The sequence below is a fragment of the Streptomyces sp. NPDC051940 genome (assembly GCF_040680895.1).
Classification (GTDB): Bacteria; Actinomycetota; Actinomycetes; order Streptomycetales; family Streptomycetaceae; genus Streptomyces.
On the sequence record NZ_JBFAXR010000036.1, the window covers coordinates 1 to 21,854 of the forward strand.

At 72.9% G+C, this 21,854-nt stretch carries 17 protein-coding genes and 1 pseudogene; 10 read left to right on the forward strand and 8 right to left on the reverse strand.

Annotated features, from left to right (window positions below; genetic code table 11):
- Positions 1 to 76 precede the first annotated feature (76 nt).
- Positions 77 to 466, reverse strand: a pseudogene (locus AB0M28_RS16515) (MFS transporter); the annotation flags it as partial.
- 99 nt (positions 467 to 565) lie between these two features.
- On the opposite strand from AB0M28_RS16515, the gene AB0M28_RS16520 reads away from it, so the two are divergent.
- The 3 genes from AB0M28_RS16520 (at position 566) to AB0M28_RS16530 (ending at position 3,844) form a co-directional block, all read left to right on the forward strand.
- Positions 566 to 1,651 (forward strand): DUF5937 family protein, encoded by a 1,086-nt coding sequence (locus tag AB0M28_RS16520; protein ID WP_365404364.1) that lies wholly within the window; start codon positions 566 to 568, stop codon positions 1,649 to 1,651.
- A gap of 111 nt (positions 1,652 to 1,762) precedes the next feature.
- Positions 1,763 to 3,208, forward strand: coding sequence for a glyceraldehyde-3-phosphate dehydrogenase (locus tag AB0M28_RS16525; RefSeq protein ID WP_365404366.1), 1,446 nt, complete (start codon positions 1,763 to 1,765; stop codon positions 3,206 to 3,208).
- Between the two features lie 87 nt (positions 3,209 to 3,295).
- Positions 3,296 to 3,844: a peroxidase-related enzyme gene (locus tag AB0M28_RS16530; protein WP_365404368.1), complete on the forward strand. Its 549-nt coding sequence runs from the start codon at positions 3,296 to 3,298 to the stop codon at positions 3,842 to 3,844.
- A 3-nt stretch (positions 3,845 to 3,847) separates the two neighbouring features.
- Here the strand turns inward: AB0M28_RS16530 and AB0M28_RS16535 are convergent, their stop codons facing one another.
- Both AB0M28_RS16535 and AB0M28_RS16540 read right to left on the reverse strand, forming a co-directional pair.
- The gene (locus tag AB0M28_RS16535) at positions 3,848 to 5,203 is read right to left on the reverse strand and encodes a hypothetical protein (RefSeq protein WP_365404371.1); all 1,356 of its coding nucleotides are present in this window, start codon (positions 5,201 to 5,203) and stop codon (positions 3,848 to 3,850) included.
- A 259-nt stretch (positions 5,204 to 5,462) separates the two neighbouring features.
- A complete protein-coding gene (locus tag AB0M28_RS16540; protein WP_365404374.1) occupies positions 5,463 to 5,936 on the reverse strand; it encodes a DUF5709 domain-containing protein in 474 nt (157 codons plus the stop codon).
- 193 nt (positions 5,937 to 6,129) lie between these two features.
- Here AB0M28_RS16540 and msrA point away from each other — a divergent pair, with 193 nt between their 5' ends.
- The gene (gene msrA, locus AB0M28_RS16545; protein WP_365404377.1) at positions 6,130 to 6,642 is read left to right on the forward strand and encodes a peptide-methionine (S)-S-oxide reductase MsrA; all 513 of its coding nucleotides are present in this window, start codon (positions 6,130 to 6,132) and stop codon (positions 6,640 to 6,642) included.
- Between the two features lie 55 nt (positions 6,643 to 6,697).
- Here msrA and AB0M28_RS16550 read toward each other — a convergent pair whose 3' ends face one another.
- On the reverse strand, positions 6,698 to 7,321 hold the full coding sequence (locus AB0M28_RS16550) for a TetR family transcriptional regulator (protein WP_365404380.1): 624 nt from the start codon (positions 7,319 to 7,321) through the stop codon (positions 6,698 to 6,700).
- 137 nt (positions 7,322 to 7,458) lie between these two features.
- On the opposite strand from AB0M28_RS16550, the gene AB0M28_RS16555 reads away from it, so the two are divergent.
- Together AB0M28_RS16555 and AB0M28_RS16560 are read left to right on the forward strand one after the other, a co-directional pair.
- Positions 7,459 to 8,223, forward strand: coding sequence for an SDR family NAD(P)-dependent oxidoreductase (locus tag AB0M28_RS16555; protein ID WP_365404383.1), 765 nt, complete (start codon positions 7,459 to 7,461; stop codon positions 8,221 to 8,223).
- 217 nt (positions 8,224 to 8,440) lie between these two features.
- On the forward strand, positions 8,441 to 9,574 hold the full coding sequence (locus AB0M28_RS16560; protein ID WP_365404385.1) for a PP2C family protein-serine/threonine phosphatase: 1,134 nt from the start codon (positions 8,441 to 8,443) through the stop codon (positions 9,572 to 9,574).
- Between the two features lie 78 nt (positions 9,575 to 9,652).
- Here the strand turns inward: AB0M28_RS16560 and AB0M28_RS16565 are convergent, their stop codons facing one another.
- The 4 genes from AB0M28_RS16565 to AB0M28_RS16580 all read right to left on the reverse strand — a co-directional run bounded on the left by AB0M28_RS16565 (position 9,653) and on the right by AB0M28_RS16580 (position 15,812).
- Positions 9,653 to 10,327 carry a DNA alkylation repair protein gene (locus AB0M28_RS16565; protein ID WP_365404388.1) on the reverse strand — a complete coding sequence of 225 codons (675 nt, stop codon included), beginning with the start codon at positions 10,325 to 10,327 and terminating at the stop codon, positions 9,653 to 9,655.
- 59 nt (positions 10,328 to 10,386) lie between these two features.
- Positions 10,387 to 13,815, reverse strand: coding sequence for an alpha-N-acetylglucosaminidase TIM-barrel domain-containing protein (locus AB0M28_RS16570; RefSeq protein WP_365404391.1), 3,429 nt, complete (start codon positions 13,813 to 13,815; stop codon positions 10,387 to 10,389).
- Positions 13,816 to 13,968: 153 nt separating this feature from the next.
- Positions 13,969 to 14,994: an endonuclease/exonuclease/phosphatase family protein gene (locus AB0M28_RS16575; RefSeq protein ID WP_365404528.1), complete on the reverse strand. Its 1,026-nt coding sequence runs from the start codon at positions 14,992 to 14,994 to the stop codon at positions 13,969 to 13,971.
- A gap of 119 nt (positions 14,995 to 15,113) precedes the next feature.
- Positions 15,114 to 15,812, reverse strand: a complete 699-nt coding sequence (locus AB0M28_RS16580) for a M15 family metallopeptidase (RefSeq protein WP_365404394.1) — start codon at positions 15,810 to 15,812, stop codon at positions 15,114 to 15,116.
- An 87-nt stretch (positions 15,813 to 15,899) separates the two neighbouring features.
- Here AB0M28_RS16580 and AB0M28_RS16585 point away from each other — a divergent pair, with 87 nt between their 5' ends.
- From AB0M28_RS16585 to AB0M28_RS16600, 4 genes are all read left to right on the forward strand, one after another.
- Entirely contained in the window at positions 15,900 to 16,595 is a 696-nt protein-coding gene (locus AB0M28_RS16585; protein ID WP_365404397.1) for a response regulator transcription factor, read from the forward strand.
- The gene (locus AB0M28_RS16590) at positions 16,588 to 17,685 is read left to right on the forward strand and encodes a HAMP domain-containing sensor histidine kinase (protein ID WP_365404400.1); all 1,098 of its coding nucleotides are present in this window, start codon (positions 16,588 to 16,590) and stop codon (positions 17,683 to 17,685) included. The genes AB0M28_RS16585 and AB0M28_RS16590 overlap by 8 nt, the downstream gene beginning before the upstream one ends.
- Positions 17,686 to 17,931: 246 nt before the next feature.
- Positions 17,932 to 18,870 (forward strand): L,D-transpeptidase family protein, encoded by a 939-nt coding sequence (locus tag AB0M28_RS16595; RefSeq protein ID WP_365404403.1) that lies wholly within the window; start codon positions 17,932 to 17,934, stop codon positions 18,868 to 18,870.
- A gap of 201 nt (positions 18,871 to 19,071) precedes the next feature.
- A complete protein-coding gene (locus AB0M28_RS16600) occupies positions 19,072 to 21,834 on the forward strand; it encodes a family 20 glycosylhydrolase (RefSeq protein WP_365404406.1) in 2,763 nt (920 codons plus the stop codon).
- Positions 21,835 to 21,854: the final 20 nt, after the last annotated feature.

The window sequence follows — 21,854 nt, forward strand, 5'->3', positions numbered from 1 at the left end:
GTGCACGGCGCGAAGATCCTCGAGGTCCAGGGCAACTTCGACGACTGCCTCACGCTTGCCCGCGGGCTGTCGGAGGCGCCGCGTGGGCGGCCGGCCACGCCTGGTTGCCGACGCCGAGGAACAGCGCCGCCGCCCCGAACAGCCACACCTGCCCCGCCGGCGTGCCCAGCAGCAGCGCCACGCCCAGCACCCGCACGAGCATCGACGCGACCACGACCGTGCTGCGCGCCCCCCGGTCCAGCCAACGGCCCACCGCCGGCATGCACACCAGCCCGGCGACGACGCCGGCCGTCATGGCCAGGCCGGTGGCCGGCGCCGACAGCCGCAGCACGGTCACCCCGTAGAGGAGCAGGAAGGGACGCAGCAGACCGGTGCCGAGCGCGTCCACGGCCAGGGCGACGGCGTACCGGGGGCCTCCGGAGGCCCGGACGAGGGCGCGGGGCCGGATGCGGGTGGTGGTTGACATGGCGTCCACGGTGCGGGCGGGCGCCGCCGCGGCCACGTCGATTGACGGACACCGTCAACCGACGGCGGCGTCCGCCGTGGCATCGGTGATGATGCGGGGATGACCTTGAGGATCGACATCGGCGGCCTGCCGTCCGAGCGGGTGCGGTTCGCCGCGTCCCCGCTGGCCGAGCTGACCGCGATGCTGCACGCGCTGTCCGAGCCCGGGCACCATCCGCGGCACGCCGGGTGGGCCGGGGACGTCCTCGCGCGGCTGCGGCCGGAGCTCGCGGAGCGACTGCGGGAGGCGGAGTGCCTCTGGCGTTCCTCGCAGGCCGACTTCCTGATCCCCGCCCGCCCCCGGCCGACCCTCGCCGAGGAGCTGGACGACGTGGACCGGATCGACGACGAGGCGTATGTGACCGCCGCGCTCGTCACCACCTGCGGCGGCAGCCGCGTCCCCTTCCCCGCACGCTCACCGCTCACCGACCCGGCCGCGCGTGAGCGGGCCCTGGACCTGGCGCAGGCGCGCGGCCCGCGCCAGGAGGCGTTCGCGGAACGTCTCCTGGCGGACCCGGCGGCGGTGCGGGCACGGGTGCGCCACACCCTCGAACAGTGCGCCGAGGCCTTCTTCGACGCCGCCTGGGCGGACGTCGCCGTACAGCTGGCCACGGACCTGCGCCACAAGAACGACCTGCTGAGGCGCCAGGGGCTCGGCGCGGCGCTCGCCGCGGTGTCCGGGGCGGTCACCCTGGCACCGGGCGGCGGCCACATCGTCGTCGACAAACTGCAGGACAAGGTGACCTCCGCCCACGGCGGCGTCACCTTCGTCCCCAGCGTCTTCGGCCGCCCGCACCTGGTCGTCGTGCACGCGCCCGGCTGGCAGCCGGTGGTGCAGTACCCCGTGGCCGAAGAGGCCGTCCCGGCGGAGCCGGTGCCGCTGGAGACCGTCACCCAGCGGCTGGAGGCCCTCGCCCATCCGGTGCGGCTGCGGCTGCTGCGCAGCCTGGCCCGCGGTCCGCACACCACCGGTGAGCTGGCCCACATCTGGGAGCTGACGCCCCCGGAGGTGTCCCGCCATCTCGCCTCCCTGCGCCGCGCGGGCCTGCTCACGTCCCGCCGGGAGGGCCGTTACGTCCGCTACGCGCTCGATCTGCCCGCTCTGACGGCGCTGGGAACGGATCTGCTGGCGGCCGTCCTGCGCTGACCGGGCGCCCGACGTGAGCGGACTCACCCGTCCGGCGGCGGGTACCGCCCGCAGGCTCCGACCAGTGATCGGGTTATCATCTGAGCACCGCCTAGCTCGAAAGATACTTCTGTGACTGTCAATGACGACTCGTTCACCAACTGGAAGCACCGCGAGGAGACCGCGGAGTCGATGATCCCGATCATCGGGAAGCTGCACCGCGAGCGGGACGTGACCGTCCTGCTGCACAGCCGCTCCTTGGTGAACAAGTCGGTGGTCAGCATCCTGAAGACGCACCGGTTCGCCCGGCAGATCGCGGGCGAGGAGCTGTCGGTCACCGAGACGATGCCGTTCCTGCAGGCCCTGACCGCCCTGGACCTCGGCCCCTCGCAGATCGACATCGGCATGCTGGCCGCCACGTACAAGGCGGACACCCGGGGGCTGACCGTCGAGCAGTTCACCGCCGAGGCCGTCACCGGCGCCACCGGCGCGAACAAGATCGAGCGCAACGCGCCCCGCGACGTGGTCCTGTACGGCTTCGGCCGCATCGGCCGCCTCGTCGCCCGGCTGCTCATCGAGAAGGCCGGCTCCGGCAACGGCCTGCGGCTGCGCGCCATCGTCGTGCGCGGCGGCGGCGAGTCGGACCTGGTCAAGCGCGCCTCCCTGCTGCGCCGCGACTCGATCCACGGCCAGTTCCAGGGCACGATCACGGTCGACGAGGCGAACAGCACGATCGTCGCCAACGGCAACACGATCAAGGTCATCTACGCGAACGACCCGTCCGAGATCGACTACACCGAGTACGGCATCAAGGACGCCATCCTCATCGACAACACGGGCAAGTGGCGCGACCGCGCCGGCCTGTCCGAGCACCTGCGCCCCGGCATCGACAAGGTCGTGCTGACCGCCCCGGGCAAGGGCGACGTGCCGAACATCGTGCACGGCGTGAACCACGACATGATCAAGCCGGACGAGCGGATCCTGTCCTGCGCGTCCTGCACCACCAACGCGATCGTCCCGCCGCTGAAGGCGATGGCGGACGAGTACGGCGTGCTGCGCGGCCACGTGGAGACCGTCCACTCGTTCACCAACGACCAGAACCTGCTGGACAACTACCACAAGGCCGACCGCCGCGGCCGCTCCGCGCCGCTCAATATGGTCATCACCGAGACGGGCGCCGCCTCCGCCGTGGCGAAGGCGCTCCCGGAGCTCGAGGCGCCCATCACCGGCTCCTCGATCCGCGTGCCGGTGCCGGACGTCTCGATCGCCATCCTCAGCCTGCGGCTGGGCCGCGAGACGTCGCGCGAGGAGGTCCTGGAGTACCTGCGCGAGGTGTCGCTTACCTCGCCGCTGAAGCGGCAGATCGACTTCACCACCGCCCCCGACGCGGTCTCCAGCGACTTCATCGGCTCGCGCCACGCGTCGATCGTGGACGCGGGCGCCACGAAGGTCGACGGCGACAACGCGATCCTCTACCTCTGGTACGACAACGAGTTCGGCTACTCGTGCCAGGTCATCCGGGTCGTGCAGCACGTCTCCGGCGTGGAGTACCCGACGTACCCGGCCCCCGCGGCCTGATCCGGGTCTACCCCGGTCGCGCCCCGCAGGCGTACGGTCTGCGGGGCGCGCCCCTGCCCGGGGCCGCGGGCATGAGGAGGGGACCCCATGGCGCACATCGCGCTCACGCAGGAACTGCCGGGCATCCGGGGGCTGCTGGCCACCCGCCCCGACACCGGCAGGGCGCTGATGCAGCTCGCCGAGACCCTGCTGCGCGGACCGTCCCCGCTCCCGCGCGGTGAGCGTGAGCTGATCGCGGCGTACGTCTCGGAGCGCAACGGCTGCCGTTACTGCGCCGATTCGCACGGCGCCTTCGCGGCGGCCCAGCTGGCGGGCGGCGAGGCCCTGGTCAAGGCCGTGCTCGCGGACCCGGCCGGCGCGGACATCACCGGTCAGCTGCGGGCGCTGCTGCGCATCGCGGCCGAGGTCGCCGAGGCCGTACGCCCCGTCTCCGACGACGCGATCGCCGCGGCGCGGGCGGCGGGTGCCGGGGACACCGAGATCCACGACACCGTGCTCATCGCCTCGGCGTTCTGCATGTTCAACCGGTACGTCGACGGACTGGACACCCCGCTGCCCGCGGACCCCGCGATGTACCAGGAGTCCGCGGACCGCATCGTGCGCCACGGCTACATGGCCGCTCGGCCCCGGTCCTAGCCCCTACGCACACGCCCCGAACAGCCGGCGCGATCCCACCCCCGCCGTCCACGCGGCGGCGTCGCTGAAGCGGCAGCCGAAGCCGGGGTCCGCCACGGCCGCCGGGTCGGCCACCGCGTCGCCGGCCGGCCGCGTGCCGTCCTCGACCCACGCCACCAGGTCGTCCCAGGCCGCACCGGCCTCCGCCGGGGTGAACTCGCAGTGCCCGGTCGAGCGGATCGCCCGCTGGACCAGGTTCTCCGACTGGTGGTGCCGGGCGACGTCACCGGCGTAGATCTGCTCCATCGACAGCGGTACGAAGAGGTCGCCGATGTTGTGCACGCTCAGCACCGGCACGCCCGGGCGGCCGTCGATGCGCGGGACCTGGCTGAGGCGCTCCGACAGCCGCGCGGCCAGGTCCGCCGGCGGCACGCGCCGCACCTCGGCGTTCACGTCGAAGGGGGAGTCGGGGGTGTAGCGGGTGCCCAGGTTGGTGGCGACCCGGCCCGGGTCGTCCGCGAGGTCGGGGGCGCCGGGGGTGGCCGAGGCGGCCAGGCCGAAGGGGAAGTCCTTCCAGAACGCGAAGGAAGCCGCCGCGCCGGGCCGTGGTCCGCCGGTCCGGTTCACCACGATGTCGCGGAACTGGCGGCCGAGCGCGTTCAGCGTGTCGGGCCCGCCGGGCACCAGGCCCGCCAGCCCCAGCTCCTGCTGGATCTTCGGCACGGTGACGGCGGCGTAGTCCGGGCCCACCGGGTACTCGTCGACGCCCGCGAGCGCCTGGGCGACGAGGTTGTAGTCGAGGAAGTAGTCGAAGAGCCGGTTGTCGCCCAGGGCCCCGCACATCGGCAGCGCGCCGTCGTAGTAGCCCGGGTACTGCTCCAGCGAGCGGCCGATGATGTGGCCGCCCATCGACACCCCGGCGAGATAGCGCCGCCCGGGCTCACCCACCACGTCCGCGAAGTGCTCGGCGAGCCGGCGCGTGGTGAGCACCCCGGCCCGTACGTCGTACCCGTTGCGGTAGTACGACGAGGCCGCCCACGCGTAGCCCTGGTCCAGCAGCCGCTGGCGCAGCCCGAACGGCGGCGGGCCGACGGCCAGCACGGTGCCCGTCCCGGCGTATCCGTGCGCGTACAGCACCAGCTCGCCGTTCCACCCCGGCGGCACCTCGATGATGAAGCCGGCGTGGTCGCGCACGCCCTGGATCACGCGCGACGGGCTGCCGCCGACGGACGCCGGGGTCAGCGGCGGGTTGACGATGGTGTAGCCGGGCAGCGGCTGGTCGCCCGGCGGGGCGGCGGTGGCCCGGGCGGAGCCGGTCGACAGGGCCGCCAGCAGGACGGCGGCGGCGAACGCGGCGAACGGGCGGAGACTCAGACGCATACGGCGGCTCCCGGGCGCGGACGGCAGGCGGGCTGGCGCGGGGCGGTGCTGGTGCGGTCGAGCTGTTCGGGGCGGTGCGGTCGAGCGGTGTGACGCGGGGCGGTCGGGCAGTGCTGTACGGCACGGGCGTGCGCGCCATGCCGTACCGGCCGACCAGAATAGGCCCGCCGGCGGGCGGCGGGAATGCCCGTGCGCCGGTGTCCGCTGTACCTGCCCGTTGCCCTGGGGGCGGCCGTGCCTGCCGGGGGCGGCCGGGCGGTCAGAACTCCTCGAGGTCGTTCTCGTCCACGACGTGCATCGCGGCCTCCTCGGCGGAGGCCGCCGCGCCGTCGATGCCCACGTCGTACGCCACGAGCGTGGCCTCCTCGTCCTCGTGCGCCCCTTCGTCGGGTGCCACCAGGCGTCCGGAGCGGGTGCCGCCGACCTCGCCGTCGATCAGCTCACCGTCGGTGTCCGAGGTGTCGCCCACGCCGTCGCCGTCCGGCACGGTCACGTCGGGCACCTCCTCGGCGAGCCGCTCGTCGAGGCTCTCCCCGTTGCGCTGCTCGGTGCCGGTGACACCGTTGCGCTCGACGGCCAGCGGCCGCTCGGGCGGCGAATACCCCTGGTCCAGGGGGTCGGGACCGTCGTCGAGGGTGTCCTCGGTACCGAGGAGCCCCTCGTCGTCGTGGACCTCCGAGCCGTCGGGCTGGTACACGTCGGTAGCCCAAACGTCGTCGTCTCCGGTGCTCACGGTGTACCTCCACCACGTGGCTGCGAGGGGGTTCCCAGTCTCCCGCCCGCACGCCCTCGCCACCCATCGGTGGCACGCCGGACGGGTGACGGTGCGGCGGTCCGTTGCGCGGGCAGGAGTAACTGGGGCCGTTCGAGCGTTCCCCCTGGTGCATGACTGCTGCACACGCGTTCACCCTCACAGGAAGTGACACATGACTGTCCGCACGGAAAAGGCGGTACTCGCAGGCGGCTGCTTCTGGGGTATGCAGGACCTCATCCGCAGGCAGCCGGGCGTCGTGGCCACCCGGGTCGGTTACACGGGCGGCGACACCCCGAACGCGACCTACCGCAACCACGGGGACCACGCCGAGGCCATCGAGATCCTCTACGACCCGGCCGGCACCACCTACCGCGACCTGCTGGAGTTCTTCTTCCAGATCCACGACCCGAGCACCCGGGACCGGCAGGGCAACGACCTCGGCCGCAGCTACCGGTCGGCCATCTACTACGACGGCGAGGAGCAGCACCGCGAGGCGCTGGAGACCATCGCGGACGTCGACGCCAGCGGGCTGTGGCCGGGGAAGGTCGTGACGGAGGTCGAGCCGGTGGGCGACTTCTGGGAGGCCGAGCCGGAGCACCAGGACTATCTGGAGCGCTACCCGGACGGCTACACCTGCCACTTCCCGCGACCGGGCTGGAAGCTCCCCCGGCGCGCCACCGCCTGATCCCGAGGGCCGGCCCCCGGACCCCCTTCCCGCGAGGGGGCCGGGGGCCGGCCCGTCAGCAGTTCAGACCGGCCGAGACGATCCGCAGGGCGGCCCTCAGCGCCTGCTGCGGATCCGCCGCGCCGTCGTCCGCGAAGGCCCACTCCTCCGAGGCCACCCGCAGCGCCCCGTTGAGCATCGTCGCGCGCACGCGTACGTCCAGGCTGTCCGCGGGCAGGCCGAGGCGGGTGGCGATGACCTCGCCGAAGACGTCCTCCGCGGCGTAGTGCACCTGGAGCCACACCGCCATGATCGCGGGCTCGGTCCGGGTGAGCCGGATCAGGCTGCGCAGCGTCCCCGCGTCGACCCCGCTCCCGGCGGGCTCCGCGGACTCGGCCACCTCGCCCAGCGACCGGTCCGCCGGCAGGTCGACCAGCCGCCGGGCCAGGATGTCCAGCCCCTGGGTCAGCAGGGGGCGTACACACTGCTCCTTGGCCGGAAAGTAGCGCCAGAGCGTCCGCGTGGAGATCCCCGCCGCCCGTGCGATGTCCTCGCCGGACGTCGCCTGGACGCCCCGCTCGGCGAACAGCCGGACCGCCTCGTGGGCGATCTCCAGCCGGGTGGCGTCCTTGCGGCGCTCGGTCAGCGGCGGCCTGCCGATCCGGGCGGGGCCGTCGCCCTGTGTCCTCGCCGAGCTCATCGGTCCCCTCTCCTCTCCGCGCGGTCGGCCGGCTCAATTATGACACTGACCGACTTCTTGGCACTCACTGACAGAAAGACGTACGCTGCAGACAGCCGGACCACGCGATCCGGCCCAGCGACACAGAGGAGTACGTCATGAGCACCACCGGTCTGGCAGGCCGCGCCGTCGTCGTCACCGGGGCCGGTTCGGGCATCGGCCGCGCAGCCGCCCTGCGCTTCGCGGCGGAGGGGGCGAAGGTCCTGGTCGCCGACCTGAACGAGGACGGGGCCACGGCGGTGGTGGCCGAGATCGAGGGCGCGGGCGGCACGGCCGTGGCCGTGGTCGGCGATCTGAGCCTGCCGGAGGTCGTCGACGAGGTCGTCGCGACCGCCGTCGGGACCCTGGGCGGCATCGACGTGCTCGTGAACAACGCCGGGATCATGGACCGGATGTCGGCGCTGGGCGAGACCGACGACGCCGAGTGGGAGCGGGTGATGCGGATCAACGTCACCGCGCCGTTCCGGCTGACCCGTGCCACACTGCCGCACATGCTGGCGGCGGGCCGCGGATCCGTCGTCTTCACCGCCTCCGAGGCGTCGCTGCGGGGCAGCGCCGCGGGCGCCGCGTACACGGCCTCCAAGCACGCCGTCGCGGGCCTGACCCGGTCGATGGCCGTGATGTACCGGGACAAGGGCATCCGTACGAACGCGATCGCGCCGGGCGGGACCGCGACCAGCATCCAGGTGGACGTCCGGCCCGACGCCCAGGGCCCCGCGGTCCTCGGCGCGTACATGCACAACGTCGGCCGCCTCTCCGCCGCCGAGGAGCAGGCGGCGGCCATCGTCTTCCTCGCCTCGGATGCCGCGAGCAACATCAACGGCGTGCTCCTCCCGGTGGACAACGGCTGGGCCGCGGTCTGACGCGACCGCGCGGCGGGGCCGTCTGCGCACCCGGGAGCGGCTGAAGCCCTCCGGCAGCCGGTCGCGCTCGGGCAGTACGCCGATCGGAGGCGGCTGCGGCCGTGACGCGTGGCGTTGCCCCCTTTCGGTGACAGGCTCGGCATCCGGACCGGATGCGTCGGTGGTCGCGGCCCCGCCCCACGGTCCGCGGCCGGCCGACACCTCTCCGGGAGTTCCCGTGCTCTTCACCCGCCTGAAGCGTGGCGCGGCCCCGCTCGAGGCCATCGCCCCGCCGGGCAACGTCCAGACGCTCCTCGCCGTCATTGCGGCCACCGTGGTGGTGACCGTGCTCGGCGCCGTGTCCGGGTCCGTGGTGTGGCTGTTCGGGCTGCTGGTGTTCCTGCCCGCCACGGCGTCGGCGCTGGGCACGGTGCGCCAGACCGCGTTCGTCTCCGCCTGGTCCGCCGTGGTCGTCACCGCGGGCGTGATCGCCCGGCCGAACGGGGACCGCAACTGGCTCGACGACACCCTGATGGTGCTGCTGACCCTGATCCTGGGCACCGGCTCCGTCTACGCCTGCCAGCGGCGGATCGACCGCGAGAACGAGATGCTCCGGCTGCGCTCGACGGCCGCGGCGATGCAGCGGCACATCCTGCGTCCGCTGCCGCTCCTCACCGACGACGTGCTGGTCGACGGCGTGTACGAACCGCTGCAGGAGGAACGGCTGGTCGGCGGGGACATCTACGACGTGATCAGCTCGCCCTGGGGTACCCGGGTGCTGATCGGCGACGTCCAGGGCAAGGGCCTGGCCGCGGTGGGCGCCGCGTTCGCCGTGATCGGCGCCTTCCGCGAGGCCGCCCACCGCGAGGCCACGCTCACCGCGCTGGTCGACGCCCTGGACCAGTCCGTCGTCCAGCACAACTCCTACGCGGAGGGCACCGGGGAGGACGAGCGGTTCGTGACCGCGCTGGTGATCAGCGTCGACCCAGGCACCGAGGTGCAGGCGGTCAACTGCGGGCACATCCCGCCGGACCTGCTGCACGAGGGCACGGTCACCCGGCCGCGGCTCGACACCGGCGTCCCGCTGGGGCTGGCCTCGCTCGCCGGGGAGCCCGTGGTCGTCAGCTGGTTCGACTTCCCGGCCGGGGCGACGCTGCTACTGAGCACCGACGGCCTCACCGAGACCCGCGCCTCCGACGGCTCGTTCTACCCCCTGGAGGAGCGCCTCGCCGCCCGCGCCCGCCTGTCCCCCTCCGAGCTGCCGCGCGCGCTGTGCGACGACGTGCGGGCGTTCGCCGGGAAGGCGGGCCAGCAGGACGACCTCGCTGTCGTCACCGTCCGCCGCACCCCCCACCGCGCCGTGCCCGACTGACCGGGTACGTCGCGGGTGCCTTAGCCGACTCCCGGACGGCGTGAGCCCTACACCCCGATGCCGCGAGGGGCGTGAGCCTTACGCCCTGCTCTCCTGCCGGCGCACCATCTCGCCGATCCAGACGGGCGCGAACGGTGACGTGCAGCCCGGCGAGGTGGGGTAGTCCTTGAGCACCTGCAGACGCTCGCCGATGTCGACGGCCCGGGCCCGCTGCCCAGGGTGCTCGATGCCGATCTGGGCCAGACAGTGGTTCATCGCCCACTGCAGCCGGTCCGGGGCGTCCTTCATCCCGGCCTCGATGACGTCGAGCAGCCCGGGGAGGTCGAGGCCCTCGGGCTTCTTCGCCACGCGGTCGGTGGTCAGCGCCCAGCCCGCGCTCGCGACCACGGGATCCGGATCGGCCAGCCAGGCCGGCCGCAGCTCCTCGGCGTGCGGGCTCTTCTTCACCACGTAGTTCACGAGCCAGTCGTGCACCTTGGGCGTACGCGCCTGGCGCAGCATGGCGTCCAGCTCGTCACTCCCGAACGCCTTGGGGCGGCAGATCAGCAGCGCCAGCAGCCGCGCCGCGGTGTCGCCGGTCCCCCACAGATCGCGCGCGAGGTCCTGCTGCGTCTTCAGCCTCTTCGCCAGGGCGCGCAGGCTGCCGAGGTTGACGCCGTGGTCGTCGCCGTGCCGCTCGTTCACGGCACGGGCCTTCGGATCCTCGAGCCCGGCCAGCTCCTCCATCACCTCGGCCACCGTCGTCCCGGCCACTCACGTCTCCTGTCCCTCGCGTGCGGGACTCAGCGTACGACCCGGGCCGCAGCCCCCGCTCACCCCGTTCCGTACACCGCGAGCTCCTGCACGTGGAACGTGTACGCGTTCACCGTGTTGCCGAGGCCCGTCACCCGCACATAGCGGTGGCTGCCCGAGACGGCGTACAGGTCGCCCACGTCCGTCTGGCGCTGGTGGACGGACTTCTCGGCGAGCGGCGTCCAGGTCTGGCCGTCCGTACTGCCCTCCACGCGGTAGAGGTACGAGCGGCCGTCGGCGTAGTACGGCGTGACGCGTACCGCGGTCAGCTCGTGGGCCGCGCCGAGGTCGACCTGCAGCCACGCGGGCTGGCCGGCGCACTGCTGCGGGGCGCAGAACCAGCCGGTGGTCAGGTCGCCGTCGTTCGCCTTGGCCGGCTCCCGGTTCGCCTCGGCGCTGGAGGCGGTCACCGGCTTGCCCGCGCCGAGCGGCACCGGCGGCGGCGACGCGCAGCTGAGGGTGGGTATGCCGAACGACACCGCGTCGAAGAAGCGGTTCGCGTCCTGCTGGTGGACCTGGAGGCGCAACTGCCGTACGCCGGTGGTGTCGACGTCGAGCCGGACGGCGTCGGTGCCGGCACCCGCGAGACCGCTGCGCAGCACGCCCGTCTCGTACAGCAGGCGCCCGTCGCCGTACACCCGGACCAGCGCGTCGCCGTCGGCGGTGTGGTTCATGGCGTCGTCGATCCCCACGACGGTGGTGAACCGCCTGCAGTCGCCGCCGAGTTCGAGCCGTATGTCGGCGCCCGCGTTCGTGCCGAGTCCCTTGGAGTAGGCGGTGCCGTCGAGCCGCAGCGGCCGGCCGTTGCCCGCGGGCGTGCCGGGGGTCACGGTGTCGCGGGCCACCGGGTAGATGCCGTCGTGGTTGCGCGACGAGGCGAACGGCAGGTCGCTCACCTGGTACCGGTCGGCCGCGGCCACGGGCAGGACGACGGTCGAGGTCCGGGTGAGGTGCCGTCCGGACTGCTCGAAGCCCGCCGTCACCCGTATCGCGACCTCGGTGGTGCCGTCGGGCAGCCCGGCGCCGCGGCGCACGGTCCAGGAGCGCTCCAGCGTGCCGCCCGGTTCGACGTCGTCGTCCTCGGGGCCGGCGGGACGGATCTCGACGCCCTCGGGGGTGGAGACGTCGAAGGTCACTCCGGTCACCGGGGCGTAGTAGTTGGTGTTGGTGACGGAGGCGGCCAGCTCTCCGCCGGCGGTCTCGGCGACCACGCCCTGCGGCCGGGTGGACAGCGGCAGGTCGTAGGTGTCGTCGCTGAGCCGCCGCAGCACCGCGGCCGCTTCGGTGTAGGTGTCGCCCTCGGGCTCGGTCCGGTAGCGGTGGTCGTCGCGCGCCCACTCCTCGGCGACGTCGTACCAGTCGGTCTCGGGTGCGCTGCCGCCGGTCTCCAGGGATGTCCGCAGCCCGTCGAACAGCCGGGCCCAGCGCGGCGCGTAGTAGTCGTTCAGCAGGCCGGACCACTCGCGGTAGGCGTAGTCCTGCAGATTGGTGGTGCGCAGACCCCAGGAGGTGATCAGCTTGCGGGCCTCGTACTCCAGCTGCCGGGCCTCCTCATCGCTGCCCGCCGCCTGGCGGGCCCGCTCGAGCCACGGCCCCACCAGGTACTCGCCGTCCGTGCCCACCAGCTTGTCGAGCGCCTCGATGTAGCCGGTCCAGGTCGCGGCCAGCCGCGAGAACTCGGCGGTGTCCTTCGCCCGGTACGCCGCCAGGATCTGCGGCAGCAGGGTCCGGGACCGGTTGTCGACCGCCTGGCGGGCCACCTCGAGCAGGTCGTGGCGGTAGGTGTCGCTGTCGCGCAGGGACGCGTCGACCGCGAGCAGTTCGGGCAGGGCCCTGGCGAACGCCGCCGGGTCGTAGGCGAAGGCCGCCTGCGCCCAGGCGTGCGGCTGCGTGGTCGTCAGGCTCGGCACGGCGGTGAACAGGCCGCCGTGTCCGGAGGAGCGGCCGCCGTTCGGGGGGATCGCGTACGCGGTGTCGGCCAGCACCTGCCAGGCGGCCCGGGCGTGCGGGTCGGCGGCGCCGTAGCGCGCGTCGGCGTACTCGGCGAACCACCGGTCGACGTCGACCGGGCCGTCGTGCCAGGGCAGTTCGGCCAGGAACTCGACCGCCGCGGGGTTGTTGTAGCTGGCCTCCGGCAGGATCGCGATACCGTCCAGGGCGCCGTCGGGCCGCGCCAGCCAGTCCCAGAAGCGGTCGTTCCAGGACCGGACGGAGGCGCCCAGGGTGGAGTTGCCGCCGAAGTTCCAGATGGAACCGAAGGCGTACGGCGTGCCCAGCCAGTCGGCGTCGCGGTCGGGGCCGATGGCACGGTCGGAGAGGCCGTCGATCACCAGCATCCGGCTGCGGTCGATCGCCTGGACCGTCTCGCGCCGCGGGTTGCTCTGCCAGCCGAGGATGGTCCAGATCGCCCCGGGGTGCGCCCGGTCCAGCGCCTTCTGCACGGCCGCCGACGCCTCGCCGACGGGGATGTCGCCGGCCCGGCCGCCCTCGTGCAGCAGGTCCATCTTGTACATCGTGGACCCGCCCAGCAGCCGCTCCTGGACGGCGTAGAACTCGGCGGCGACCTGGTCGAACACGGGGTTCACCGGCGCCAGCCAGTCCGGCCGGGTGAAGCCCACCCAGGTGCCCTGCGGCACCGTCACCGCGGTGGGGTTGCGGGTCTCGAAGTCGGTCGGCACGGTGCCGAAGTAGCCCGGCAGGACCGGGGTGATGCCCAGCTCGCGCATCCGGTCGGCGATCCGGCGGCCCAGCTCGGCCCGGGAGCGGATCAGGTCCTCGCTGACGGGCGCGGTGAAGCTGGAGATGTTCTGCAGCAGCCACCACGGCTGGTAGCCGGGGCCGGGGATCCACGCCCGCAGCTCCTCGGCCGTGTAGCCGAAGGACTGCAGCGCCTCGTAGTACACGGCCTCGGTGCCGACGGGCATGTACATCTCGTTGACGCCGTGCAGGGCCAGGACGTCGATCAGCCGCTCCCAGTCGGCGAAGGTCCGGTACGGGCCGGAGTAGCCGTCCTCGGTGTCGTTGCCCGCGAAGCGGTGCTTGACGGCGGACGTCTGCTCGATCGGCCCGGTGGGCAGGGGCAGCCGGGCGGGCAGGTCGAGCTGATCGCCGTTCCACGACACGTCGGCCCGGGCCACGTGCTTGAGGTACCAGTTGAACCCCATGAGCAGGGCGGGCGTGCTGCTGCCCGCGACCACCAGCCGGCCCCGGTCGCCGGTGACGCGGAAGGCGTCCCGGCCGCCGTCGGCCGGTATCGTCGCCAGGAACACCTGGGCGGCCCGGCCCGGCCCGAGCAGCCGGTGGATCACCTCGTGGGCGGGCCCGGTGTCGAAGGCCGGACGGCCCGCGTCGTACGCCGGCGTGGCGGCGGCGGCCGTCCCGGGCAGCACGCCGACGGCGAGCACCAGGCTCACCAGGGCGGCGCATGCGGCGAACACCCGTCCGCGCATTCCAGTCCATCGCCTCACGCCGCTCCCCCGCTTCCCCTTCACCTGCAGAGCAGGCAATTCACTTGCAGAGCAGGCTATTTACGGCGTGATCACATGGTCAAGATCTGGTTGTCACCTTCGTGCGATGACGGATGTCATCGGCGCGCCCGTTGCTCACCAGCTGATCCCGGCCGCCACCGGCAGATGGTCGCTGTCGGTGGCGGGCAGCACCCACGAGCTCTCCGGCGTGACGCCCCGCACCAGGATCTGGTCGATCCGCGCCACCGGGAACGCCGCCGGCCAGCTGAAGCCGAAGCCGTCCCCGGCCGCGTCCTGGGCCGAGCGCAGCCGCGAGGTGAGACCGGCCAGGGCGCGGTCGTCGGTGGTGCCGTTCAGGTCGCCGAGCAGCACGACCCGCTCGTTCTTCTCTGCGGCGACGGCCTCGGCGAGCTTCTCCGCGCCGGCGTCGCGCGAGTCCGTCCAGAAGCCGCCCCTGGGCATCACCCGTACGGAACCCAGGTGCGCCACGTACACCGCGAGCGGCCCCCGGTCCGTGGCCACCGTGGCGCGCAGCGCGCGGGGCGGGTCCGGCGTGATCTCCCGGGCCTGCCGGGTGTGGGCCAGCGGCCCGACCATGCCGCGCAGGACATCGACCGTCCGGACGTCCGACATCGGGAGCCTGCTCCACAGCCCGACCGTGCCCCGCACCGCGTGGTACGGGTACGTGGCCGCCAGTTCCTTCTCGTACGTGCCCGCGGCCTGCTCGGTCAGCTCCTCCAGGGCCAGCACGTCCGCCCCGGAGGCGGCGAGGTCGCGGGCGGTGCCTGCCGGGTCGGAGTTGGCGGCGCCGACGTTGTGGCTGACCACGGTGAGGTCGCCGCCGGAGTGGGACTTGTCGCCGAGCAGCCCGCCGAAGAGGTTCAGCCACACCGTGACCGGCAGCAGCAGCGCGACCACGGCCGTGGCCGAGCGGCGCCACAGCGCCGCGGCCAGCAGCGGCGGGACGAACAGGCCGAACCACGGCAGGAAGGTCTCCACCAGGCTGCCGAGTCCCCCGCGGTCCGTGATCCGCGCGTGCAGCAGCAGGACGAGGCCGAGCAGGAGCGCCAGCGCCGCGAGCACGGGGCCGCGCTTCCAGGGCCCCGGGCGGGACAGAGAGCGCGACAGAGAGGTGACGCCCGCGCGGCAGCCGCGGAGGATCACCCGGCGCAGGCCCGCGAGCCGGCCACCGGAGCCGGGGTCCCCCTGTCCGCGCTCCGCCGGGTCCCCCTGCGCCGTCGGCCGTTCGCGCTCATGGCCGACGTTGTCGAGCGTACTGGTCACTGCTGCATCCTCGGATCCTTGGTAGGGTCGGTGTACATACTCGGGCACCCTCGATCGGCGGCGTCGGCACGCAGTTCGTAGTGCCAGGGCTCGTTCCGGTAGATCTGGCACAGCCCGTACGCGGCGCCGTGCTCCGCCAGCCACGTCGTGGCGTTCGAGCGCCCGACGTCGACCGCGTCCCCCGCGACGTGCGGGGACGTCTCCGGTGTGGCCACCCAGCGGGCGGCCTCGGCCTCCGACCCGTACTTGTCCACGGCCTCGCGGAGCAACTGGTCCTGGTACTCCGGGGAGCGCCAGCCGCTGTTGACGTAGAACCGGACGCCGTCGGCGGTGGCGTCCGTCGCCGCCGCGCGCAGGGCCCGCAGCAGATCGGCGTCGAGCCTGGCCACGGCAGGGTAACCGTCGTCGAACACCGTCACACCGTCGGGGAGGGCGCCGCCCGCCTCGCCGAGCCCGCCGGGCTGCTCACGACGCGCAGCCTTGGAGGGAGACGGGCCGGCCGACGAGGGCGAGGGCGCCGCCGAGGACGGCGGTGGCGGAGCCGTGGAGGGGGAGGCCGAAGGGTCCTGCGACGATCGGCCGAGGGCCGTCGTGATCACCGCTGAGATCACGGCGGTGGCGACCATCAGGCCGACGACGAGGAGCGCCGGGGTCCGGCGGACCGTCGTTCGTGCTGATCGTGGGCGTCGAGTCATGCCGCCAGTCAAGGCGGCGCGGTGTTGCCGGCACGTATGCGGTTTTCCATACGCCGGCGATATGTACCGGCTCGTAGCATCGGGAGTATGCGCGTGTTGATCGTCGAGGACGAGCCCTATATGGCGGAGGCCATCCGCGACGGTCTGCGGCTGGAGGCGATCGCCGCCGACCTCGCGGGCGACGGCGACAGCGCGCTGGAACTGCTGAGCGTCAACGCCTACGACATCGCCGTGCTCGATCGCGACATCCCCGGGCCGTCCGGCGACGAGGTCGCCCGGCGCATCGTCTCCTCCGGCAGCGGCATGCCGATCCTCATGCTCACCGCGGCCGACCGGCTCGACGACAAGGCGTCCGGGTTCGGCCTCGGCGCCGACGACTACCTCACCAAGCCGTTCGAGCTGCGGGAGCTGGTGCTCAGACTCCGGGCGCTGGACCGCAGGCGTGCCCACAGCAGGCCGCCGGTGCGGGAGATCGCGGGTCTGCGGCTGGACCCGTTCCGCCGCGAGGTCTACCGGGACGGCCGCTTCGTGGCGCTGACCCGCAAGCAGTTCGCCGTACTCGACGTCCTCGTCGCCGCCGAGGGCGGTGTGGTGAGCGCCGAGGAGCTGCTGGAGCGGGCGTGGGACGAGAACGCCGACCCCTTCACCAACGCCGTGCGCATCACGGTCTCGGCGCTGCGCAAGCGCCTCGGCGAACCCTGGATCATCGCCACCGTGCCGGGTGTCGGCTACCGCATCCACACACCGCCGGCCGCCGGGCCCGGCGGAGGCGGGCGTGGATAGGGCCCCCGGGGTGAGCGTCCGCCTCAAGCTCACGCTCAGCTACGCCGGAGTCATCATGGTCACCGGCTTCCTGCTGCTCGCGGTGATCTGGGTGTTCGTCCTGCGCCACCTGCCCGCCTACACGAGTGTCCCCGGGGGCGTGCTGATCCGCTCCTACCTCCTGCGTGACTTCGCCTCGGCCGCAGCCGTGACACTGGCCTTCCTGCTCGTGTTCGGTCTCCTGACAGGGTGGCTCCTCGCCGGCCGCATGCTCGCCCCGCTGGCACGGATCGCCGACGCCACCCGCCTGGCCTCGACCGGATCACTCGCCCACAGAATCCAGCTACCGGGCCCCCAGGACGAGTTCCGCGAACTCGCCGACGCCTTCGACGGCATGCTCGAGCGGCTCGAAGCGCACGTCGCCGAACAGCGGAGATTCGCATCCAACGCCTCGCACGAGCTGCGCACCCCGCTGGCGATCTCCAAGGCGCTGCTCGATGTGGCGCGCACCGACCCGAACCGCGACATCGACGAGATCATCGCCCGCCTGCACACGGTCAACACCCGGGCGATCGACCTCACCGAGGCGCTGCTCCTGCTCAGCCGCGCCGATCAGCGGTCGTTCACCCGGGAACCGGTCGACCTGTCGCTTCTGGCGGAGGAGGCCACCGAAACGCTCCTCCCGCTCGCGGAGAAGCACGGCGTCGCCATCGAGACCTCCGGGGACTACGCCCCCGCGACCGGCTCGCCGGCGCTCCTGCTGCAGCTGACCACGAACCTCGTGCACAACGCGATCGTCCACAACCTGCCCGGACGGGGAGAGGTGTGGGTCCGTACCGGCGTCCGCGCCCACACCGCGGTGCTCACCGTCGAGAACACCGGCGAGGAGATCGGCGCGGAGCTGGCCTCGACCCTCACCGAACCGTTCCAGCGCGGCACGGAGCGCATCCGCACCGACCACGCGGGCGTCGGCCTCGGCCTGGCGATCGCCAAGACCATCACCCAGGCGCACGACGGAACGCTCACCCTCACCCCGCGCCCGGAAGGCGGGATCCGCGTCACGGTGGAACTGCCCGCCCCGGGACCGCTCAGGCCCGCGCGGCGTCCCTGACGAACACGATCCCGTCGACCACGCACCGCACCTGTGACATAGGTCACTTCAGACACTGCAATTCGCCCGAGGCTGCCCGCAGTTGCCCCGCGCGTCCGTCCCGTCACCTCTAGTGATCACCGGCGAGGTGGGTGTATAAGACACGAGCCCCTGTGCGAACGGCGTGGACCCATCCGCGCTCCGGCCGTTCCCCCACCGCCGTGCGGCACCATCGTCCAGTACCGGTGTACGCCCCAAGGCTGTGGCGTGCGCCCGACCCGATCCGCGCAGAAGGGCACCCTGTTGTACTCCGCACCCCGGCACCGCCGACCGCTGATCACGGCTGCCACCGCGACCGCCGCCCTGCTCACCCTGCCCGCGGCAGGCTGCGCCAAGCCGGCGGACACCGGTGACGCCCGGGCGGACCGGGCCCGCAGCGTGGAGATCGACCCGGCGGTGGCCGCCTCCGCCAGCGGCCCCGGCGCCACCCCCTCCGCCTCGGCCACGGCGTCCGCCTCGGGCAGCCCGTCCGCCTCCCCCAAGGCGAGCGCCTCCCGCCGCGCCTCCGCCACCCCCGGCGGTACGACGTCCTCCGCCGCCCGGCCCGACGCGCCCGACTTCCCCGTACCGGTCAGCCTCGGCGACGCCACCCAGGTCATCACCGTCAAGGCATCCGGCTCCTACGCCACCGTCACCGCCTGGGCCAAGACCAGCGCCGGCTGGAAGTCCGCGATCACCACCACCGCCGGCCGAGTCGGGTCCAACGGCGTGGTCGACGGCGCCACCCGTACGCAGAACACCTACACCACCCCCGGCGGCACCTACACGATCACCGAGGGCTTCGGCATCGAGTCCGGCGGCACCGCCATGCCGTACACCCGCGTCAACGACACCCACTGGTGGGTCCAGGACCCCGAATCCCAGTACTACAACTCCATGCACACCGCCGCCGGCGCCGACTTCCCCCTCACCGAGACCGGAGACCGCGGCAGCGAACACCTCATCAACTACCCCGTCCAGTACGCCAAAGCCCTCGTCATCAACTTCAACCGCTGGCCCGCCGTGCCCGGCCGAGGCGCCGGCATCTTCCTCCACGTCAACGGCTCCGGCGCCACCGCCGGCTGCGTCTCCGTGCCCCGCGCCACCATGGACCAGATCATGGCGTGGATCCGCCCCGGCGCCCACCCGCGCATCGCCATCGGCTGAACCGCGGGGCGGGCGAGGGTCTGGATCGCCGCCCTCCGTCACAGTAGGGTGCTCAAATCTGCAATACCTGCGGCCTCTTCAAGCACATTCATGCGCCACTGACGGACTGACCCTTAGGGAGCCCTCGTGCGGTTGCGGAAGAAGAGAAGTCCTGCGTCCATCCGACCCCGTACGTCGCGTCTGTCGATCGCGGCGATTGTCATGATCCTGGCTGGTCTGGCCGGCGCACCCTCAGCGGTCGCCGAGCCCAGTGCGGCGGCCGCGTCCGCCGGTGCGGACAGCGCGCTCGTCCCGCGTCCGGTCGTGGTCCAACAGGATGCCGGGAAAGCACCGTTCGTCCTGCGGCCCTCGCTCGCGGTCGTCGCGGACGGCGCGGCGGCCGATGTCGCCGCGCAGCTCGCGGGACGGTTGCGTGACGCGACCGGGTTCCGGGTGCCGGTGTTCGAGCACGGCGGAGCCAACGCCATCCGCATCACGGTGGACCCGGAAGCGGAGTACACCGTGGACGGGGCGGCGGCCACCCCGGAGTCGTACGTCCTCGACGTCGGCGTGGAAGGCGTGTCGATCACCGCGCACACCGCCCACGGCGCCTTCAACGGCGTACAGAGCCTGTACCAGCTGCTGCCCGCCTGGGCCGAGTCGCGGACCCCGGTCGTGACCGACTGGACCGTGCCCGCCACGCACATCGAGGACGCCCCGCGCTTCTCGTACCGCGGTGTCATGCTCGACGTGGCCCGGTCCTTCCAGGACGTCGACGCCGTCAAGCGCTACATCGACACCCTGGCCCGGCTGAAGATGAGCGTGCTGCACCTGCACCTCGCCGACGACCAGGGCTGGCGGATCGAGATCACCAACGACGGCAAGGCCGCCGGCGACCCCATCGACTACACCGCGCTGCAGCGCGAGTCCGGCGCCACCGCGATGAACCAGCGCGGCTACCGCAACGAGCTGGGCCGCACCGGCTACTACACGCAGGAGCAGTACCGCGACATCGTCGCCTACGCCCGGGACCGGTTCGTCACCGTCGTCCCCGAGGTCGACATCCCCGGCCACACCAACGCCGCCCTGCACGCGATCCCGCAGCTGAACACCGACCGGTCGCTGCCCGCGCGCGACCCCAGGACGGGGGTCGTCGACTGGAACGGCACCGCCAGTGTGGGCTATTCCGCCCTCGACGAGCGGCTGGACCTCACGTACACGTTCGTGGAGCACGTCTTCAAGCAGCTGGCCGACATGACCGGCGGCCCGTACGTGCACGTCGGCGGCGACGAGTCCCACGCGATGGGCCACACCCGCTATGTCGACTTCGTCTCCCGCGCGGTGCCCCGCGTCAAGGCCGCGACGGGCGTCGGCATCATGGGCTGGACGGAGTACGCCGAGGCCGGGCTGTCCCAGGCGCCGGGCTTCTGGGACGGCTCGGTCGTGCAGTACTGGGTCGGTTCCGGTGACTGGGTGCGCGACTTCGTCGCCAAGGGGGGCAAGGCCGTGGTGTCGGCCGCCGGCGGCTCCTACCTGGACCAGAAGTACACCGTGGACACCCCGATCGGCCTGAGCTGGGCCTGCTCCGGCCTCTGCGACTTCCAGCGCTACTACAACTGGGACCCGACGACGACGGTGTCGGGTGGCATCCCCGAGCCGGGCGTACTCGGCGTCGAGGGACCGCTGTGGTCGGAGACGGTGCGCGGCAGCGACCAGGCGGAGTTCCTGACCCTGCCCCGAGCGGCCGCGATCCTCGAGACCGGATGGACGCCCAAGGCGCAGAAGGACGTCGCGGACTTCGCGTCCCGGCTCGCGCGGCTGGGCACGCGACTCACCGTCGCGGGCACCAACTTCTACGAGAGCCCCGGCGCACGCTGGGCCACCGGCGTCGCCGGCACCGACACGGTCGCCCCGGGCGGCGTCACCACCCGGCACGCCCTGGGGCTCGTCGCCGCCCCCGGCACCAAGGTCTCCGAGGACGGCACCCGGCTCGTCCCGGACACCGTGGCCACGGACGGCGACCCCGCCTCGTCCAGCGCGCTGACCGAGCCCCTGACCGCGACCGCGCAGTGCGGGGACCGGGTCCTGCCGGTGACGTTCACCCAGGACCGGGCCCGCGACGCCCTGCACGCCGCGGGCCTCTACACCGCGGGCGTGGAGGCGGCGTTCACCGAGGACACGTCCTGTGTGCTCACGCCCTCGACGGGCGACCCGGTGTCCGTCCGCGTCCGGGTCACCGACGCGGACCACGAAGACCAGGGCGAGGACCGCGCGGCTTCGGCAGCCCCCACGATCGACGTCCCGCAGAGCGTGCGGGCCGGCACGTGGGTCCCGTTGAAGCTGACCGGTTTCGCACCCGGTTACGTCGACATCCGCATCGACGACAAGACGCTCTACACGGTGCGCGCCGACGCCGACGGCAGGTTCGCCCGCCACGGCGTCATCCCGGCCGCGACCTTCGAGGGCACGCACACGGTCAGCGCGGTCCAGGGCGACCGCTCCGCGCGTGCGACGGTGTCGATCGCGTCCGAGTTGCGCCAGCTGCCGGATCTGATCGACCAGTCCACGCTGCGCGTGCACGAGGTCGACAGCGAGGAGACCGTCGGCGAGAACGGTGCCGCGGCGAACGCCGTCGACGGGGACCTCAACACGATCTGGCACACCCAGTGGTACGGCGGCGCCCCCGCCTTCCCCCACCACGTCACCCTTGACCTGGGCAAGGAGTACGACGTCACGGGCCTGCAGTACACGCAGCGGCAGAACGCCCGCAACGGCAGGATCAAGGACTACCGGATCGAGGTGTCCGCCGACGCCGTCAGCTGGCAGCAGGTGGCCACCGGTTCGTTCACCGAGGCGCTCACCCCCCAGAACGTCGAGTTCGGTGCGACGCGGGGCCGGTACGTCCGCCTGACGGGCCTCAACTCCCAGGCGGGCAACGCCTACGCGGGTGCCGCGGAGATCAACGTGGGCGGCCGCGCCGGCTGAGGCGCGCGCGACACGCATGG

Bases quoted from the DNA above. Each gene is read 5' to 3' on its own strand.
- AB0M28_RS16600 (WP_365404406.1), top strand. From the start codon at position 19,072: ATGATCCTGGCTGGTCTGGCCGGCGCACCCTCAGCGGTCGCCGAGCCC.
- AB0M28_RS16535 (WP_365404371.1), bottom strand. From the start codon at position 5,203: ATGCGTCTGAGTCTCCGCCCGTTCGCCGCGTTCGCCGCCGCCGTCCTG.
- AB0M28_RS16555 (WP_365404383.1), top strand. From the start codon at position 7,459: ATGAGCACCACCGGTCTGGCAGGCCGCGCCGTCGTCGTCACCGGGGCC.
- AB0M28_RS16570 (WP_365404391.1), bottom strand. From the start codon at position 13,815: ATGCGCGGACGGGTGTTCGCCGCATGCGCCGCCCTGGTGAGCCTGGTG.
- msrA (WP_365404377.1), top strand. From the start codon at position 6,130: ATGACTGTCCGCACGGAAAAGGCGGTACTCGCAGGCGGCTGCTTCTGG.
- AB0M28_RS16580 (WP_365404394.1), bottom strand. From the start codon at position 15,812: ATGACTCGACGCCCACGATCAGCACGAACGACGGTCCGCCGGACCCCG.
- AB0M28_RS16585 (WP_365404397.1), top strand. From the start codon at position 15,900: ATGCGCGTGTTGATCGTCGAGGACGAGCCCTATATGGCGGAGGCCATC.
- AB0M28_RS16530 (WP_365404368.1), top strand. From the start codon at position 3,296: ATGGCGCACATCGCGCTCACGCAGGAACTGCCGGGCATCCGGGGGCTG.
- AB0M28_RS16520 (WP_365404364.1), top strand. From the start codon at position 566: ATGACCTTGAGGATCGACATCGGCGGCCTGCCGTCCGAGCGGGTGCGG.
- AB0M28_RS16550 (WP_365404380.1), bottom strand. From the start codon at position 7,321: ATGAGCTCGGCGAGGACACAGGGCGACGGCCCCGCCCGGATCGGCAGG.